This window comes from Streptomyces sp. NPDC102406 (genome assembly GCF_044765725.1).
Lineage (GTDB): Bacteria > Actinomycetota > Actinomycetes > Streptomycetales > Streptomycetaceae > Streptomyces.
Genome location: NZ_JBIWKP010000001.1, coordinates 874,458 through 891,071, shown reverse-complemented (window position 1 = coordinate 891,071; position 16,614 = coordinate 874,458). Strand labels below are relative to the sequence as shown.

The following is a 16,614-nucleotide window of genomic DNA, read 5'->3' as shown; positions in this document are numbered from 1 at the left end:
GGTGATGACGTTCAGCAGAACTGAACGGTCGTGCGGTGACTCATCCCTCCAGGTACGCCAGCACGGCCAGCACCCGGCGGTTGTCGCTCTCGCCGGGCAGCAGGCCGAGCTTGGTGAAGATGTTGCCGATGTGCTTGGCCACGGCCTTCTCGGTGACGAACAGGGCCTCCGCGACACCGGCGTTGGAGCGCCCCTGCGCCAGCAGCCCGAGGACCTCGCGCTCACGGGCGGTCAGCGAACCCAGCTTGCGGTCGCGGACCTTGCGGGCGAACAGCTTCGAGACGACCTCGGGGTCCATCACGGTGCCGCCGCCCGCGACCTGCCCGATGGTGCGCAGGAACTCGCCGCCGTTCGTCACCCGGTCCTTCAGCACGTAACCGACCGCGCCCGCGCCGTCCGCCAGCAACTCGTGCGCGTACAGGGGCTCCACGTACTGCGAGAGCAGCAGCACGGGGAGCCCGGGCACCTGTTCGCGGGCGGCGAGGGCGGCGCGCAGCCCCTCGTCGCTGAAGTCGGGCGGCAGCCGTACGTCGACGACCGCGACGTCGGGGCGTTCCTCGACGAGGACCTTGCGCAGCTCGGTGCCGTTGTCGACGGCGGCGACGACCTCGTGGCCGTACGCGCCGAGGAGCCGGACCAGGCCGTCCCTCAGCAGGAAGTGGTCTTCGGCGACGACAACGCGCACGGCACCTCCAGCGAGATCTGGGTCGGCCCGCCGACCGGACTGTTGACCGCGAGGACACCGTCGAAGGTGGCCAGGCGGCGCTCGATCCCGGCCAGGCCGCTGCCCCGGGCCGGGTCGGCGCCGCCCCGGCCGTCGTCGGTGACGCCGACCCGCAGGGCCGCGCGCGCGGGGTCGTAACCGATGTCGATCCACAGCCGTTCGGCGTCGCCGTGCTTGGCCGCGTTGGTCACGGCCTCGGCGACCGCGAAGTAGACGGCGGACTCGACGGGCGCGTCCGGGCGGCCGTCGAGGTCGACGGTGATCTCGGCCTCCAGGGGGCTCAGCAGCGCCAACGACCGTACGGCGTCGGCGAGTCCGCGGTCGGCGAGGACCGGCGGGTGGATGCCGCGGACGAGGTCGCGCAGCTCCTGGAGGGCGGCGACGGAGGAGGCGCGGGCCTCGGCGAGCAGGGCGCGCACCGCCTCCGGGTCGTCGGCGAGCCGGTGCTCGGCGGCGTCGAGGGTCATGCCCATCGCCACGAGGCGGGCCTGGGCGCCGTCGTGCAGGTCCCGCTCGATGCGCCGCAGTTCGGCCGCGGAGGTGTCCACGGCGTCGGAGCGGGTGGCGGCCAGATGGGCGATGCGGGCGGCCATCAGCTCCTGCTCGCTCGGGGCGAGCCTGGCCCGGACGTAGCGGGCGTGCCGGTCGACGGTGGCGGGGGCGAGCCGCAGGCCCGCCGTCAGGACGGCCAGGCCGAGCACGCCCGCCATGACGGCACTCGGCACGTCCGTGACGTGGATCACCGTGTACCAGAGGCCGTCCCAGCCGGTGCCCCGGTCCGCCAGGTCGGGGCCGAACACCGCGAGGAGGAGACCCCAGACCCCGTACAGGACGAGGGCGCCGGGGGCGCAGGCGATGAGGCCGCCGACGAACGAGTACCTCGCCGCCCAGCGCCACTCGCGCGACCGCTGGGCGTCGCCGCGCAGCCACCGGTAGCGGTCGAGGGGGTGACGGCTCTCCCGCTTCCCGCCCGACGGGATTTCCGGCGTCGCCTCGACGGCGACGCCCGACCACGCTTCGGCGAGGGCGCGCTCGCGGTCCACGGCGCGGCGCATCCCGGCGGCGGCCCACGGCAGCAGCCCCGGAACCGGTGTCCACACCGCGACATGGATCATCGTCGACCAGTGCGCCGCCACCAGTGACAGCCACCACAAGCGGTGACAGCGCCGCAGCGCCTCGACCCTCTTCATCTCCCCCAGCTCCCCTGCTCGTCCGGTGCTCGTGCGAGCTACCGCAACGAGTATGTGGCGAACTCCCCGGGGAAGTCGGTGGAGTTAACTCCCCCATCCACGTCCCGCGCCGCCCACGCCGCGTATCCGTCGGGCCGCACCAGCAGGGCGGTGCGCCGGTCGCTCGCCCAGTGGGCGACCTGCACCCCGTCGCTCTTGTGCCCGGTCCCCACGGGCAGGATCAGCACGAACTCCCCTGCGCGCAGGACCTCGTAGAGCCGTGTGCCGTCGGCGAGCGCCACGTCGGGCACCCGCCTGCCGACCAGCGGGTGCGCGCCCCTGGGCGCCGGGTAGGCGAAGCCGATGCCGGTGATCTGACCGACGGCGCGCCTGCGGACGGGCGCGACCCGGTCGAGGACCGTGGTGAGACCGGCGCGGGCGGCGAGCGTCCACGGGCGCTTCGCCATCGCCATCCGTACGATGCCGCCGCTGCTGCGCAGGACGGCCCTGCCCACGGGATGCCGCTCGGCCTCGTAGGTGTCCAGCAGGGCGTCCGCAGCGCGGCCGTTGACGACCGCGGCCAGTTTCCAGCCCAGGTTGGCGGCGTCCTGGAGCCCGGTGTTCATGCCCTGCCCGCCCGCCGGGGTGTGCACGTGCGCGGCGTCGCCCGCGAGCAGGACGCGGCCCACGCGGTAGGCGGGGGCCTGGCGTTCGTCGCTGTGGAAGCGGGACATCCAGCGGGCGTCGTGCATGCCGTAGTCGCGGCCGAGGGCGAGCCGGGCGGTCTCCTTGATCTCGTCGAGGCCGAGGGGTTCGCCGTCGGGCACGTTCCGGGACCGGTTCCAGCCGATGAAGCGGTGGTAGCCGTCGCCGAAGGGCGCGATGAAGGCGAAGGCGTCACCGGCGGCGTTCACCGTGAGCAGGTTGTCCGGCTGTTCGGCGAGGCGGACGTCGGCGAGGACGACCGAACGGATGACGGACCTGCCCGGGAAGGGCAGGCCCACGGCGTCGCGCACGGCGCTGCGCATGCCGTCGGTGCCGACGACGTAGGCGGCGCTCAGCTCCGCGGGCCGCGGCTCCGCCCCCTCGCCCGAGCGCCGCAGCACCTGGACGGTGACCCCGTCCGTGCCCTGGACCAGGCCCGTCACCTCGGTCTCGTGGGCGAAGGAGACCCCGGCCTCGACCGCCCGCCGCTCCAGCGCCTTCTCGACCTCGTACTGCGGGACGACGAGGAGATGGTTGAAGCGGGACGGCAGGGTGGTCAGGTCGACGGAGAGGCGGCCGAACAGGCGGAGCCGGTCGAGCCGCTGCCCCTTCTCCTCGATCCCGTCGGCCAGACCGCGGGCGTCGAGCTGCTCCAGGGTGCGGGCGTGGACGACGAAGGCGCGGGACAGGTTGCTGATGCCGGGCGGGCGCCGCTCCACGAGGGTGACGGGGACCCCGGCGGCGGCGAGGTCCCCGGCGAGCAGCAGGCCGGTGGGGCCAGCGCCGACGACGATGACGGAACGGTCGTACGCGGTGCCGTGGTGCGCGGTGCCGGTCATGAGGGCCTCCTACGACTCCGACGGGACGTGACGCCCGTAGCGAGCCCTCATGGTGCGGTGCCGCTCCGGCCCCGCGGAAGAGGCCGTGGGAACGCGTCGAGGGCACGCACCGCGGCGAACCGTGCGGTGCGTGCCCTCGACGGGGAAACTCTGCGGGTCAGCCCTGCTTCGGCCGCTTGCGGGACTTGTCCCCGAGCGTCACGAGACCGGCGATCACCAGGAACAGGACGATCGGGGCGGCCACGTAGAGGCCGAGCGTGTCGATCACGCTCAGGCCCTTACCCGGGTCGTCGCCGTCGTCGCGCGTGAGCGCGAGCGCGGGGGACGACATGAGCAGCATCATCAGCGTCGTACCGGAGGCCAGGGCGCCGGCGCGCAGGGCGTTCTTCTTGTCCACGGTCCAAACGTAGCGAACGCGTCAGCGGCGCGCGCGCCCGGGGGGTCTGTTGGGGCCGCTCCACGGGGGCCCGTCCGGCTCCGTGAACACCCGGAGCAGGGCGTGCGCGCGCGGGGACGCGGTCAGCTCCTCCAGGGTGACGGGGCGGCCCGCTTCGTCCGCGACGGGCAGCCGCCAGTTCGGGTACTCCCTCCAGGTGCCGGGCAGGTTCTGCGGGCGCCGGTCGCCCACCAGGTCGGGCAGCCAGCAGCCGACGAGGCGGGCCGGGGTGCGCAGCAGGAAGCGGTGCACGGCCCTGACAGCCTCCTCCTCGTCCTGGTCGCCCTCGGGCAGCAGGCCGAGCCGCGTGAACAGCGCGAGCCATTCGGCGATCTCCGCCGCCGCCTCGGCGGGCGTCACCGTGGACAGGGCGAGACTCTCGCGCAGCCGTACGTCGTCGCCGCGGAGCCGGGCCGCGGTGGACGGCAGGTCGTGGGTGGTGGCGGTGGCGACGCAGTCGGTGCGCCACTGTTCGGCCGGGACCGGGCTGCCGTCGCCGTCGGGCGGATAGTTCCGCTCGAACCACAGCACCGACGTGCCGAGCACCCCGGCCTCGCGCAGCCGCTCGCGCACCCCCAGCTCGACCGTGCCCAGGTCCTCGCCGATGAGGTGCGTGCCCGAGCGCGACGCCTCCAGAAGGAGCACGGCCAGCATCGCCTCGGCGTCGTAGTGCACGTACGTGCCCTCGGTGGGCGCCTCGCCCTCGGGGATCCACCAGAGCCGGAAGAGGCCCATCACGTGGTCGATACGGACGGCGCCCGCGTACCGCATGAGGTTGCGCAGGAGGTCGCGGAAGGGCGCGTAGCCGGTCGCGGCGAGACGGTCGGGGCGCCAGGGCGGCAGGCCCCAGTCCTGGCCGCGCGCGTTGAACGCGTCGGGCGGCGCGCCCACGCTCATGCCCTGCGCGAAGACGTCGCGCTGCGCCCAGGCGTCGGAGCCGCCGGGGTGCACGCCGACCGCGAGGTCGTGGACGAGCCCGATCGGCATGCCCGCGGCGCGCGCGCCGCGCTGGGCGTCGGTCAGTTGGGTGTCGGTGAGCCAGGCGAGGCGGCTGTGGAAGTCGACGCGGTCGGCCAGTTCCCGGCGGGCGCGGGCCGTCTCGGGCGAGCGCGGGTCGCGCAGTCCGGCCGGCCAGGTGTGCCAGTCGGGGCCGTGCCGTTCGGCGAGCGCGCTGTAGGTGGCGTGGTCCTCCAGAGCGGTGCCCTGCTCGGCGAGGAAGTCGGCGTAGGCGGCCCGGCGGCCGGGGGTGAGCGGCACGGCGTGGACCGCTTCGAGTGCGTCCCGCTTGAGCGCCCACACGGCGTCCCGGTCGATCAGCCCGTCCTTGCGCAGGACGGCTTCGCGCAGCCGCGCGGCCTCGCCCGCGCGCGCGAACGGCGAGGGGAGGTACGGGTATTCGGGGATGTCCTCGATCCGCAGGTGCACGGGGTCGGGGAAGCGGCGGGACGAGGGGCGGTACGGGGAGGGGTCGGTGCCGCCCTCGGGACCGCTCGGAACCGCCGCGTGCAACGGGTTGACCTGGAGGAAGCCGGTGCCGTGGGTGCGGGCCGCCCAGGACGCGAGGTCACCGAGGTCGGCGAGGTCGCCCATGCCCCAGGAGCGGCCGGAGAGCAGGGAGTAGAGCTGGACGAGGAGGCCGTGGGTGCGCTCGGGCGGCAGCGGGGCGCTGCGCGGTGCGGCGATCAGGTGGGCGGTCGCCGTGGCACCGGCGCGCGTCTCCGCGGTGAGGACGTGCACGCCGGGCGGGGGTTCCTGGGGCGCGCCGGCGGGCGGCGGGTACGTCCAGGCGTCCGCCGGACCGTCGGGCGGCGCGGGGGCGGCGGTCAGCCGGGTGCCTTCGGGGAGGGCGTCCAGCCAGGCCGGCCGTGTCCCGTCGAGCCACCACACCACGGTGGGCGCGAGCAGCCGTCCGGCCGTCTCCGCCTCCCGCGCGGCCAGCGCGTCCTGGACCGCCCGCGGCGTGCGGGCGTCCACGCCGAGCGCGCCGAGCGCCGCCGTGACGGCCGTTTCGCAGGCGCGGACGGTGGTGCCCGGGGCCGGGGAGTAGGAGGTGGCGACGCCGTGGAGCTCGGCGAGCCGGGCCAGGCTCATCCCGCGGCCAGGCCGCTCGGGGTGGGCTCTGAAGTCAGGGGGGCCGCGTCGGTGAGGGGCGGCTCGGAGGTCAGCGGGGCGTAGTCGGCGAAGCAGGGTTCGCTGGTCAGCGGGGGTTCGGCGGAGAACGTGGTGGTGTCGGCGCCGGTCGTCGCGGTGTCCGCCTGTTTGGAGAGGGCGGAGAGCAGAAGGTGTGCCGATGCGGCCACGGGGGCCTCCTTCGTCGGAGTTCTACGGGGGGACTGCTCGTCGTGCTCGTACGTGCCGTCGTTCGTGTCGTCGTTCGTGTCAGGAGTCGGAAGTCCTACCCAGTGGACACGCGGACAGACCTGAACGGGCGGACATCGTGGCGCTGGTCACACCGCGGGGCGTCGGGAAGAACAGGTGTGCGGGGCACGGAAAACCGGAAGTCCTGCGGCCGTCCCGCCGCTCCCCTCGGGGCAATTGCGGCACAACGGCCACGGACGTTGACACTCCGTACCGGACAGTGGTGGGCTCGGTGACCAGCCTGGGGCACGACCCTCCGCCCGACCATCCGGGCCGCCGCGCCTTCACCGTTCCAGGCCACCGACCGTGCACCGTTCGGGCCACCGCCCAGGCGGGCCCACCGACCGACCGAGGAGTCGTTGTGCAGCTCCGGCGCAGGAAGGGGGCGGTCGCCGTCGCGGTCGCCGTCATCGCGGGGACGCTGGGCGGGACCACGGGCGCGGTGGCGGCGCCGCCGCTCCCCCGGCCGGCCGCGGGCGAGCCTGTGTCGGAGTCGCGGATTCCCCCGGTGTGGCCGCGCCCCCAGTCGCTGAAGGCGTCGGCGCACGGCGTGCCGGTCCCGGCCGAGGTGGTGCTCGTGGCGCCGCCCGGCACCGACGCCCGGGCCCTGGACACGCTGCGGTCCCTGCTGCGTTCGGCGGGCGCGCGGGAGGTCCGGCGGGTCGACAGCGAGGCGGCGGTGCCGTCAGGACCCGGCCTCGTGGTGCGCCTCGGCTCCGTGGCACCCCCGAGCCGGTCCGGCGCCGCGGACCACCGCACCGGCCCGGGGAGCGGCGGCGCGGGCGTGCTCGACGTGACGCTGCGCGGGCTGGGCGCCGCCGCCCGCCGCGACCTGCCCGCCGGCGGTTACCGCCTGGCCGTGGGGCACGCGGCGGGCCGGCCCACCGTCGCCATGGAGGGCGTCGGCGAGGACGGTCTCTTCCACGCCGTGCAGACGCTGCGGCAACTGATCGTGGGGCGGACGGTCGCCGGGGCCGTCGTGCGGGACTGGCCGGGTACCGCCGTGCGCGGACTGACCGAGGGGTTCTACGGGACGCCGTGGACCACCGCGGAGCGGCTCGCGCAGCTCGACTTCATGGGCCGCACCAAGCAGAACCGCTACCTCTACGCTCCCGGGGACGACCCGTACCGGCAGGCGCGCTGGCGCGAGCCGTACCCGGCGCGGCAGCGCGCGGACTTCCGCGCGCTCACCGAACGGGCCCGCGCCAACCACGTCACGCTCGCCTGGGCCGTCGCGCCCGGGCAGGCGATGTGCATGTCCTCCGCAGACGACGTGCGGGCGCTCACCCGCAAGCTGGACGCCATGTGGGCGCTCGGGGTGCGGGCCTTCCAGCTCCAGTTCCAGGACGTGTCGTACAGCGAGTGGCACTGCGCGGCCGACGCGCGGGAGTTCGGGTCGGGGCCGAAGGCGGCGGCGCGGGCGCAGGCGCGGGTCGCGAACGCGGTGGCGCGCCATCTCGCCGCGCGGCACCCGGACGCCGAGCCGCTGTCGCTGATGCCGACCGAGTACTACCAGGACGGGAGGACCGCGTACCGTACGGCGCTCGCGCGCGGCCTGGACGACGCGGTGCAGGTGGCGTGGACCGGTGTCGGCGTGGTGCCGCGCACCATCACCGGTGGTGAACTGGCGGGCGCCCGCGCCGCGTTCGGCTCCTCGGGCAGTGCGCACAAGCTGCTCACGATGGACAACTACCCGGTCAACGACTATGCCCAGGACCGGATCTTTCTCGGCCCGTACACCGGCCGCGAGCCCGCGGTGGCCTCCGGTTCGGCCGCGGTCCTCGCCACGGCGATGGAGCAGCCCGCGGCCTCCCGCATCCCCTTGTTCACCGCTGCGGACTACGCGTGGAACCCGCGGGACTACCGCCCGGGCGAGTCCTGGAAGGCGGCGATCGCCGATCTGGCGGGCGGTGACGAGGCCGCGGGGGCCGCGCTCGGCGCCCTCGCGGGCAACGACGCCTCCTCCGTCCTCGGCGGCGAGGAGTCGGCCTACCTCAGGCCGTTGATCTCCGCGTTCTGGCAGGCGCGCACCGGGACCGACGCGACCCGGAACAAGGCGGCGGCGACCGCGCTGCGGGACGCGTTCACCGTGCTGCGGCGCACGCCCGACGGGCTCGGCAGGTCGACCGTCGCGACGCTCGGGTCCGAGGTGCGGCCCTGGAGCGAGAAGCTGGGCCTGTACGGCGAGGCGGGCGAGGCGGCCGTCGACATGCTGGACTCGGCGACGCGCGGCGACCGCACGGCGGCGTGGGCGGCGGCGCGCAGGCTCACGGCGCTGCGCGGGGAGTTGCGGAAGCGCGAGGTCACCGTCGGCAAGGGCGTCCTCGACCCGTTCCTGTCGCGGGCCGAGAAGGCGTTCGCGGCCTGGGCGGGCACCGACGGCGCGGACGCGGCGAGCGGCGCGAGGGCCGAACTGCCGCGCGCGCGGGCCCTGTCGGCGGTCTCCGTCCTGTCCGAGCCGGGCACGGCGGGCGCGGTCGAGGCGCATGTGCCGGGCGAGGGCTGGCGGCGGCTCGGCCCGCTCGCGCAGGGCGGGTTCACGGAGCTGACCGCGAGGAACGTACGGGCGGACGCGGTACGGGTCACCGGCACGGCCGAGGACGCCGTCAGCCGTCTCGTCCCCTGGTACGCGGACTCCCCCGCCGCCGCCCTGTCGCTGACCCGCACGGAGGCCGACGCGGAGATCGGCGGCGAGCCGCGGCAGGTGACCGCGCGCCTGACCGCGCTGCGCCCGGCCGAGGTCCGCGGCAGGCTCACGGCGAAGGCGCCGCACGGCATCCGGGTCGAGGTGCCGAAGGAGTCCGCGCTGCCGCGCGGCACCACGGTGGACGTGCCGGTGCGGATCACGGTCCCCGCGACGACACCGGCCGGTACCTACGAGGTCCCGCTGACCTTCGGCGCCGAGACCCGCACGGTGTCGGTCCGCGCCTATCCGCGCACGGCGGGCCCCGATCTGGCCCGCTCCGGCACGCCGTCCTCCTCGGCGGACGAGACGCCGGACTTCCCGGCGACGGGCGCCAACGACGGGGACCCGGGGACCCGCTGGTCGTCCCCGGCGAAGGACGGCGAGTGGTGGCAGGTCGCCTTCGCGGAGCCGGTCAGGCTCGGCCAGGTGGTGCTGCGCTGGCAGGACGCGTACCCGAGCGGCTACCGCGTCCAGACCTCCGCCGACGGCCGCCGCTGGCGCACGGCGGCGACCGTCAGGGACGGGCACGGGGGCCGCGAGGCGGTGCGGATGGACGCGAAGGACGTACGGTTCCTGCGCATCGTCGGCGACCGGCGGGCGACGGAGTTCGGGATCTCCCTGTGGTCGGTGGAGGCGTACGCGGTCGCACAGTGAGCCGACCGGAATCCTCTCTCTCACTTCCGAACTCCGGCCGCCCAGCTATGTACTCAGTACATATACGCAGTACATACTGAGCGCCATGAGCACCCGCCATGTCCTGCTGGGGTTGCTCGCTTCCGGTCCGCGCCACGGCTACGACCTCAAGCGACGCCACGACGAACGGTTCCCACAGGCCCGCCCCCTCGCCTACGCGCAGGTCTACACGACGCTCCAACGCCTGGTCCGCGACGGCCTCGTGGAGGTCGAGGGCACCGACTCCGACGGCGGCCCCGAGCGCACCCTCTACCGCGCCACGGACCGCGGCAGGGACGAACTCCTCGGCTGGACGGGGGAGATCGTCCCGCCCGCGCCGCACGTCGCCAACGAGATCTTCGCCAAGGTCGTCGTCGCCATCCTGCTGGCCGGCGAAGGCGCGGACCCCGCCGCCCTCCTGCTGAGCCAGCGCGCCGCGCACATGGCCCGGATGCGGGAGCTGACCGCGGTGAAGACCGACCCGGAGGCCGACCTGACCACGGTCCTGTCCGCCGACTACGCACTCGCCCACCTCGATGCCGACCTGCGCTGGATGACCACCACCGCGGCCCGGCTCGCCACCCTGACCGCGGAGGTCACCGCAGCATGAGCACACTCCTGGCCGCCGAAGGACTCACGAAGTCGTACGGCAGCACCCCCGCACTCCGGGGCGCGAGCGTCGCGGTCCGCGCCGGCGAGATCCTCGCCGTCACCGGCGCGAGCGGCAGCGGCAAGTCGACGCTGCTGCACTGCCTGGCCGGCATCGTCCGCCCCGACGCGGGCACGGTGACGTACGCGGGCACCCCGCTCGACGGCTACGACGAGGAGCGGCTGAGCGCGCTGCGCCGCACCGACTTCGGCATCGTCTTCCAGTTCGGGCAGCTCATCCCGGAGCTGACGGCCCTGGACAACGTCGCCCTGCCGCTGCTGCTCGCGGGCCGCCCGCGTGCGGTGGCGCACAACGAGGCCGACGCGTGGCTGGAGCGGTTCGGGATGCGCGGCAGGCGCGAGCTGCGGCCGGGCGAGCTGAGCGGCGGGCAGGCCCAACGGGTCGCGCTGGCACGGGCGTTGGTGACGGCGCCGAAGGTCGTCTTCGCCGACGAACCGACCGGCGCGCTCGACACCCTGGCGACCGAACAGGTCCTGACGTCCCTGGTCCACACGGTGCGCGAGACGCACACAGCCGTGGTCCTGGTGACGCACGAGGCGCAGGTGGCGGCGTACGCGGACCGGGAGGTGAGCCTGCGGGACGGGGTGGCGCAGGAGACCTCCGGGGCCTTCGCGTCCGGGCTGCCCTCGTCGGAGGTGACGCGATGAGTGTCGTCTCCGACCTGCGCCTCGCGTGGCTGCTGACCGGTGGCGCGGACCGGCTGGAGCGGCGCCGGGCGGCGCTCACCGCCCTCGGCGCCGCCGTGGCGACCGGGTTCGCCGCGGCGGCCGTGGCGCTGGCCTCCGTGCGGGGCCGGCACCACTTCTCGTCCGGCCACGGGCTCCTCGACCAGCCCGGCACCCGGCACGGTGTCGTCGCCGGGCTGCTGCTCCTGCTGGTCCCGGTGCTCGGCTTCCTCGCCCAGTGCGCCCGGATCGGCGCGGTCCACCGCGACCGCCGCCTCGCGGGCCTGCGCCTCGCGGGTGCCGGACCGCGGCAGGTGCGGCGGATCGCGGCCCTGGAGGCGGGGCTCGCGTGCCTGGCGGGAACGCTCGCCGGGTGCGCCGTGTTCGCCGCGTCCCTGCCCGTCCTCGGCTGGACCCCGCCGGGCCTCGCCTGGCCCGGCCTCGCCCTCGTCGTCCTGGCGATCCCCGTGCTCGCCTCGCTGGTGAGCGCCGTCGCCCTGCGCCGGGTCATCGCCTCGCCGCTCGGGCACGTCCGCCGGGCGGGCCCGCGGCGCGGCCCCCGGATGCTGACCGGGCTGCTGTTGCCCGCACTCGTCGTCGCCCTCGGCGTCGCGCTGCTCCTGGTCCGCGGCGCCCGCACCGAGGCGGCGGGGCTGCCACTGACCGTGCTCGGCGCGGTCGTGCTGAGCGGCGCGGGCGCCGTCGCGGTCGCCGGTACGTCGGCCGGGGCGATCGGCCGACGCCTCGCTGCCCGCACCGACGACCCCGCGGTGCTCCTCGCCGCCGCCCGGCTCCAGGACGACCCGTGGGCGGGCGCCCGCAGCCATGCCGCGGTCGTCCTCGTCACGATCGTCGGGGTCGGCCTGGTCGGCGTCCGCCAGGTCTTCCTCGACGACCTGCGCGCCATCGAGCACACGGGCCGCACGGCCGCGCCGAGGGACTACTACACCTTCGGCCTCGACCTCACCTCGGCCGCCGTCCTGATCGCCCTCCTGATCAGCCTGGCCGCGCTCGCCGTGGGCACCGCCGAGTCCCTGTCCACCCGGCGCCGGGCGCTCGCCGCGCAGGTCGCCGCCGGGGTGCCGCGCCGGGTCCTGACGCGGGCGCTGCTCCTGGAGACCGCGCTGCCGCTGGCGCCCGCGCTCGTCCTCGCCACGCTCGGCGGCACCGCGATCCACACCGCGTACGCCGTCGCCTCGGGGCAGGCGCTGCCCTGGGCGCTGCCGCTGCTCGTGCCGGTCGCCGTCTACGCGGCCTGCCTGCTGGCGGCCGCCACCGCGCTGCCGCTGCTGCGCAGGTCGGTGGGGCCCGCGACCCTGCGGACCGCTTAAGGGCGGGCCCCGCGGCGTCCGGTGGCCCCTCGCCTACTTGGACAGGTTCGCCGGCGGTATGGGTGAGGCGGCCAGGGACTGCGGTGACGTCGTCGAGGCGTACGCGGACGGTGCCGCCATGCCCGCCGTCGGGTCCGGGGCGCTCTCGCCGTCCACCTGCACGGGCGCGCCGCCGACGATCCGGATGCCCGACTCGTCGAAGGCCCGCTTGATGCGCCAGCGCAGTTCGCGCTCGACGGTCAGGGACTTGCCGGGCATGGTCTTGGCGGTGACGCGGACCACCATCGAGTCGAGCAGCACGCTGTCGAGGCCGAGCACCTCGACGGGGCCCCACAGCATCTCGTTCCACGGCTCGCCCTTGCTCATGGCCTCACCGGCCTCACTGAGCACCGCCTTGACCCGGTCCAGGTCCTCGTCGGCGCGGACGGTGACGTCGACGCCCGCGGTGGCCCAGCCCTGGGAGAGGTTGCCTATGCGCTTGACCTCGCCGTTGCGCACGTACCAGATCTCGCCGTTGTCGCCGCGCAGCTTGGTGACGCGCAGGCCCACCTCGATGACCTCGCCGGAGGCGACGCCCGCGTCGATGGTGTCGCCGACCCCGTACTGGTCCTCCAGGATCATGAAGACGCCGGAGAGGAAGTCGGTGACGAGGTTGCGGGCGCCGAAACCGATCGCGACACCGGCGACCCCGGCGGAGGCGAGCAGCGGCGCCAGGTTGATCTCGAACGTGCCGAGGATCATCAGCGCGGCGGTGCCCATGATCAGGAAGGACGCGACGGAGCGCAGGACCGAACCGATGGCCTGGGAACGCTGGCGCCGCCGCTCCACATTGACGAGGAGCCCGCCGAGCGCGGTGCCGTCGACGGCCTGGGCCGTGCGGTTCATGCGGTCGATGAGCTTGGTGATGGTCCGGCGGATCGCGACGCGCAGCACACACGCGATGACGACGATCAGCAGGACGCGCAGCCCTATGCCCAGCCAGGTGGACCAGTTCTGCTCGACCCAGCTCGCGGCCTGTCCGGCCTGTTCCTGGGCGTCCTCGAGCGTGGGTTGCGGGGAGCCGGGCGATGAGCCGCTCGCTCCCGTGGCCGACAGGACGGACAAGATCACGGCAGGTACCTCCAGGCGTAGCCATCCGCCCGCCGCTCGGGACACGGCTCGGGAACATCAGCGGGCAGACCCACCACACTAACGGGGCATTGTGTGTGGATCGTTGTCATCTTCGCGGGAGAGACCGTCCTCACCTGGGGAGGAAGGACGTGTGGTCGAAAACACTCCAAGGCCGTTACGTGGAGATGGTGGCGCCACGACCAGCCCGGAGGGGAGACTGGCAACGAGATCGTCCCGGCGCGAGCCACGCGCCGCCGGCGTACAAGGAGGCATCCGTGCCGCATGTCCTGGTCCTCAACGCGTCGTACGAGCCACTCGGCGTCGTACCGCTCCGCCGCGCGCTCGTACTCGTCCTCGAGAACAAGGCCACGTGCCTCGAGGAGTCCGGCGCCTTCATGCACAGCGCGACACGTACCGTCCCCGCACCCAGCGTGGTCCGGCTCAAGCGGTTCGTCAGGGTCCCCTACCGGGGCCCCGTTCCTCTGACCCGGCGTGCGCTGTTCGCCCGTGACGGCGGCCGGTGCATGTACTGCGGTGGCGTCGCAACCAGCGTCGACCACGTGATCCCGCGCAGCCGCGGGGGTCTGCACGCCTGGGACAACGTGGTGGCGTCGTGCCGCCGCTGCAACCACACGAAGGCCGACCGCCACCTGGTGGAGATCGGCTGGCGCCTGCGTCACAAACCGGCTCCGCCGTCGGGTCTGGCCTGGCGCATCATCGGGACCGGGCATCGGGATCCGCGCTGGCTGCCGTATTTGCAGCCGTTCGGCGCGGACGAGGCACTGGCCCGGATCGAGGGCGTCTCCGCCTGACACTCGATCCGGGTCTCCGTGTTTCTGGACACCGCTCGGCGCGCCTGTCGCGGACCACGGTCAGGCGCGTGCGCGAAGGGCGGTGTCCAGGGCGCGGATCAGCTCGGCGACGCGCCCACCGCCGCCGGGCGCCGCCGGGAACCGCCTGAGCACGTCCACGACGGCGGGCGTCGCCCGGCGCGCCGCCCGGTCGAGGTGGTCGGCGCCGACGCCGCGATCGTCGCCCGCGGCCAGTTCCGCCGCTCTGGCCGCGTGGGCCCCGGCGCCGAGGATGTGCTTGACCTGGGTGGCCTTGGCCAGGGGGTGCAGATACGCGGCGCCGGCCGCGGACATCGCCGCCCACGCCGCCGCACGCGCCGCCTCGCTCTCGGCGCCCTTGGCCGCTTTGAGGGCCGCCGAGGCGGTGTCACGCAGCGCCTTGCCGCGTTCACCGCCCCGGGCGAACGCCTGTGCGGCGCCGATCGCCTCCCGGGGTCGCACGTCGTCCGGCCGGTCCGCCTCGAACACGGCGAGCACCGTCTCGGCGCAGGCCACGGCGAACCCGGTGACCTCCCGGAGGTCCTGCTTGCTCAGCACGATCTGGCTCGTCTCCGCTGCCATGGCCCCATTTTTCCCGGTCGGGTCTCACCGGCCGGGACCCGCCCCTATGGTGATCCGATGACGTCGATCAAGAAGTTCCAGGTCACCTTCGACTGCGCGGAGCCCGAACGTCTCGCCCGCTTCTGGTGCGAGGTGCTGGGGTACGTCGTGCCCCCGCCTCCGCAGGGATTCGCCACCTGGGAGGCGTACAAGGAGGCGCAGCCGCCGCAGGAGCGGGACTCATGGTTCGCCTGTGTCGATCCGACCGGTGAGGGACCGCGGCTGTTTTTCCAGCGTGTCCCGGAGGGCAAGGCCGTGAAGAACCGGGTCCACCTCGATGTGCGGGTCGGCACCGGGCTCACGGGGGAGGAGCGGCTCGCCGCCCTCGAGGCCGAGCGGGCGCGACTGGAGCCGCTCGGCGCGGTGCACGTGCAGACGCTGTACGACGGCACGGACTCCTGCATCCCGATGCTGGACATCGAGGGCAACGAGTTCTGCATCGATTGAGGCAAGGGGGTGAGCGGGGGCGCGGACGTAACGAGTTGGTTGCCCGCGCCTCTTCCCCTATTGACGCCCCCTTCACCGCCGCCTTACGTTCCTCGCATCCGATAGGAAACTTTCCTAACAGTGCGGCGCAAGGAGCAGCCCCCATGGCCGGAACGTCTGGCACCCCCGGCACCCCCAGCGTGCTGCGCGCCATGAACGACCGCGCCGCGCTCGACCTCCTCGTCGCCCACGGGCCGCTGACCCGCACCCGGATCGGCGAGCTCACCGGCCTCTCCAAGCCGACCACCTCGCAGATCCTCGGGCGGCTCGAAGCCGCCGGGCTCGTACGGACCACCGGCAGCCAGAGCGGCCGGCCGGGACCGAACGCCGTGCTCTACGAGATCCGCCCCGCCGCGGCCCATGTCGCCGCCCTGTCCGCCGACCCGACCGGCATCACCGCCGTCGTCGCCGACATCACCGGCACCGAGCGCGGCCGGTGCCGCATCGAGGCCGAGGCCGTCGCACAGGACGTGCGGAACCGGACGGCGCAGCTCGTCACCGAGGCCGTCGACGGCGCCCTGCGCGAAGCCGCCCTCGGCCACGACGACCTGACCGCCACCGTCATCGGCACCCCCGGCGCCATCGACCCGGGCACCGGCCGGCTCCGCTATGCCCCGCACCTGCCCGGCTGGCATTCCCGCACCCTGCGGGGCGAGCTGACCGAGGTGCTCGGCACCCCCGTCTCCATCGAGAACGACGTGAACCTCGCCGCCGTCGCCGAGCAGTACGAGGGCGCCGCCCAGGACCACGACGACTTCGTGCTCGCCTACGTCGACGAGGGCGTCGGCGCCGCCATCGTCCTCGGCGGCGTACTGCTGCGCGGCGCGACCGGCGGCGCGGGCGAGATCGGCTACATGCCGCTGCCCGGCGCCCCGCTGGCCCGCGGCGGTGACGCCGTCGCCGCCCGCACGGACGCGGGCGGCGGGTTCCAGAGCCTCGTCGCCGCGCCCGCGGTGCGCGCGCTCGCCGAAGGCGCACGCGACGTGACGGAGGCGCTCGCCCGGGACGACGTCCTCGACGAGGTCGCCCGGCGGCTCGCCACCGGGCTCGCCGCGGTCGTCGCCGTCGTCGACCCCCAACTCGTCGTCCTGTCCGGTCAGGTGGCCAAGGCAGGTGGCGACGCCCTGCGCGCGCGGGTGGAGGCCGAACTCACCGGACTCGCCCTGCCACGCCCCGAGTTGCGCGTCAGCGAACTCACCGGCGACCCCATCCTCACCGGTGCCCTGCGCACCGCCCTCACCCAGGCCCGCGACACCGTCTTCGACACCAGCGGCGCCTGACCCCACCCGCCTCCCCCGTCCCCTCTCCTCCC

At 74.6% G+C, this 16,614-nt stretch carries 15 protein-coding genes; 7 read left to right on the top strand and 8 right to left on the bottom strand.

All coding sequences use genetic code 11. The annotated features are described in order from the left end of the window. Nucleotides 1–40: 40 nt before the first annotated feature. The 6 genes from ACIRF8_RS04180 to ACIRF8_RS04155 all read right to left on the bottom strand — a co-directional run bounded on the left by ACIRF8_RS04180 (nt 41) and on the right by ACIRF8_RS04155 (nt 6,173). Nucleotides 41–685, bottom strand: coding sequence for a LuxR C-terminal-related transcriptional regulator (locus tag ACIRF8_RS04180; RefSeq protein ID WP_404210637.1), 645 nt, complete (start codon nt 683–685; stop codon nt 41–43). Next, a complete protein-coding gene (locus tag ACIRF8_RS04175) occupies nt 649–1,914 on the bottom strand; it encodes a histidine kinase (protein WP_404210635.1) in 1,266 nt (421 codons plus the stop codon). The genes ACIRF8_RS04180 and ACIRF8_RS04175 overlap by 37 nt, the downstream gene beginning before the upstream one ends. 38 nt (nt 1,915–1,952) lie before the next feature. After that, entirely contained in the window at nt 1,953–3,437 is a 1,485-nt protein-coding gene (locus tag ACIRF8_RS04170; protein WP_404210633.1) for an FAD-dependent monooxygenase, read from the bottom strand. A 157-nt stretch (nt 3,438–3,594) separates the two neighbouring features. Then, nucleotides 3,595–3,834, bottom strand: coding sequence for a hypothetical protein (locus tag ACIRF8_RS04165; protein ID WP_404210631.1), 240 nt, complete (start codon nt 3,832–3,834; stop codon nt 3,595–3,597). Nucleotides 3,835–3,855: 21 nt separating this feature from the next. Then, nucleotides 3,856–5,964 carry a 4-alpha-glucanotransferase gene (gene malQ, locus ACIRF8_RS04160; protein ID WP_404210629.1) on the bottom strand — a complete coding sequence of 703 codons (2,109 nt, stop codon included), beginning with the start codon at nt 5,962–5,964 and terminating at the stop codon, nt 3,856–3,858. Beyond that, on the bottom strand, nt 5,961–6,173 hold the full coding sequence (locus ACIRF8_RS04155) for a hypothetical protein (protein ID WP_404210627.1): 213 nt from the start codon (nt 6,171–6,173) through the stop codon (nt 5,961–5,963). The genes malQ and ACIRF8_RS04155 overlap by 4 nt, the downstream gene beginning before the upstream one ends. Before the next feature lie 419 nt (nt 6,174–6,592). Here ACIRF8_RS04155 and ACIRF8_RS04150 point away from each other — a divergent pair, with 419 nt between their 5' ends. The 4 genes from ACIRF8_RS04150 to ACIRF8_RS04135 all read left to right on the top strand — a co-directional run bounded on the left by ACIRF8_RS04150 (nt 6,593) and on the right by ACIRF8_RS04135 (nt 12,255). Beyond that, nucleotides 6,593–9,571 carry a beta-N-acetylglucosaminidase domain-containing protein gene (locus ACIRF8_RS04150; protein WP_404210625.1) on the top strand — a complete coding sequence of 993 codons (2,979 nt, stop codon included), beginning with the start codon at nt 6,593–6,595 and terminating at the stop codon, nt 9,569–9,571. 85 nt (nt 9,572–9,656) lie between these two features. Then, nucleotides 9,657–10,199, top strand: coding sequence for a PadR family transcriptional regulator (locus tag ACIRF8_RS04145; RefSeq protein WP_404210623.1), 543 nt, complete (start codon nt 9,657–9,659; stop codon nt 10,197–10,199). After that, nucleotides 10,196–10,906, top strand: coding sequence for an ABC transporter ATP-binding protein (locus ACIRF8_RS04140; protein ID WP_404210621.1), 711 nt, complete (start codon nt 10,196–10,198; stop codon nt 10,904–10,906). The genes ACIRF8_RS04145 and ACIRF8_RS04140 overlap by 4 nt, the downstream gene beginning before the upstream one ends. Then, entirely contained in the window at nt 10,903–12,255 is a 1,353-nt protein-coding gene (locus ACIRF8_RS04135; RefSeq protein ID WP_404210619.1) for an FtsX-like permease family protein, read from the top strand. The genes ACIRF8_RS04140 and ACIRF8_RS04135 overlap by 4 nt, the downstream gene beginning before the upstream one ends. A 33-nt stretch (nt 12,256–12,288) precedes the next feature. Here ACIRF8_RS04135 and ACIRF8_RS04130 read toward each other — a convergent pair whose 3' ends face one another. Further along, nucleotides 12,289–13,365 carry a mechanosensitive ion channel family protein gene (locus ACIRF8_RS04130; RefSeq protein ID WP_404210617.1) on the bottom strand — a complete coding sequence of 359 codons (1,077 nt, stop codon included), beginning with the start codon at nt 13,363–13,365 and terminating at the stop codon, nt 12,289–12,291. 275 nt (nt 13,366–13,640) lie between these two features. Here ACIRF8_RS04130 and ACIRF8_RS04125 point away from each other — a divergent pair, with 275 nt between their 5' ends. Then, the gene (locus ACIRF8_RS04125) at nt 13,641–14,177 is read left to right on the top strand and encodes an HNH endonuclease (protein ID WP_324769927.1); all 537 of its coding nucleotides are present in this window, start codon (nt 13,641–13,643) and stop codon (nt 14,175–14,177) included. A 60-nt stretch (nt 14,178–14,237) separates the two neighbouring features. Here ACIRF8_RS04125 and ACIRF8_RS04120 read toward each other — a convergent pair whose 3' ends face one another. Beyond that, the gene (locus ACIRF8_RS04120) at nt 14,238–14,777 is read right to left on the bottom strand and encodes a putative immunity protein (RefSeq protein WP_404210615.1); all 540 of its coding nucleotides are present in this window, start codon (nt 14,775–14,777) and stop codon (nt 14,238–14,240) included. A 57-nt stretch (nt 14,778–14,834) separates the two neighbouring features. Here ACIRF8_RS04120 and ACIRF8_RS04115 point away from each other — a divergent pair, with 57 nt between their 5' ends. Then, complete coding sequence (locus ACIRF8_RS04115; protein ID WP_404210613.1) at nt 14,835–15,263, top strand: VOC family protein; 429 nt, start codon at nt 14,835–14,837, stop codon at nt 15,261–15,263. Nucleotides 15,264–15,406: 143 nt separating this feature from the next. Continuing rightward, on the top strand, nt 15,407–16,582 hold the full coding sequence (locus tag ACIRF8_RS04110; protein ID WP_404210611.1) for an ROK family protein: 1,176 nt from the start codon (nt 15,407–15,409) through the stop codon (nt 16,580–16,582). The last annotated feature ends 32 nt before the right edge of the window (nt 16,583–16,614 follow it).

Bases quoted from the DNA above. Each gene is read 5' to 3' on its own strand.
- ACIRF8_RS04175 (WP_404210635.1), bottom strand. From the start codon at position 1,914: ATGAAGAGGGTCGAGGCGCTGCGGCGCTGTCACCGCTTGTGGTGGCTG.
- ACIRF8_RS04170 (WP_404210633.1), bottom strand. From the start codon at position 3,437: ATGACCGGCACCGCGCACCACGGCACCGCGTACGACCGTTCCGTCATC.
- malQ (WP_404210629.1), bottom strand. From the start codon at position 5,964: ATGAGCCTGGCCCGGCTCGCCGAGCTCCACGGCGTCGCCACCTCCTAC.
- ACIRF8_RS04145 (WP_404210623.1), top strand. From the start codon at position 9,657: ATGAGCACCCGCCATGTCCTGCTGGGGTTGCTCGCTTCCGGTCCGCGC.
- ACIRF8_RS04140 (WP_404210621.1), top strand. From the start codon at position 10,196: ATGAGCACACTCCTGGCCGCCGAAGGACTCACGAAGTCGTACGGCAGC.
- ACIRF8_RS04135 (WP_404210619.1), top strand. From the start codon at position 10,903: ATGAGTGTCGTCTCCGACCTGCGCCTCGCGTGGCTGCTGACCGGTGGC.
- ACIRF8_RS04120 (WP_404210615.1), bottom strand. From the start codon at position 14,777: ATGGCAGCGGAGACGAGCCAGATCGTGCTGAGCAAGCAGGACCTCCGG.
- ACIRF8_RS04115 (WP_404210613.1), top strand. From the start codon at position 14,835: ATGACGTCGATCAAGAAGTTCCAGGTCACCTTCGACTGCGCGGAGCCC.
- ACIRF8_RS04110 (WP_404210611.1), top strand. From the start codon at position 15,407: ATGGCCGGAACGTCTGGCACCCCCGGCACCCCCAGCGTGCTGCGCGCC.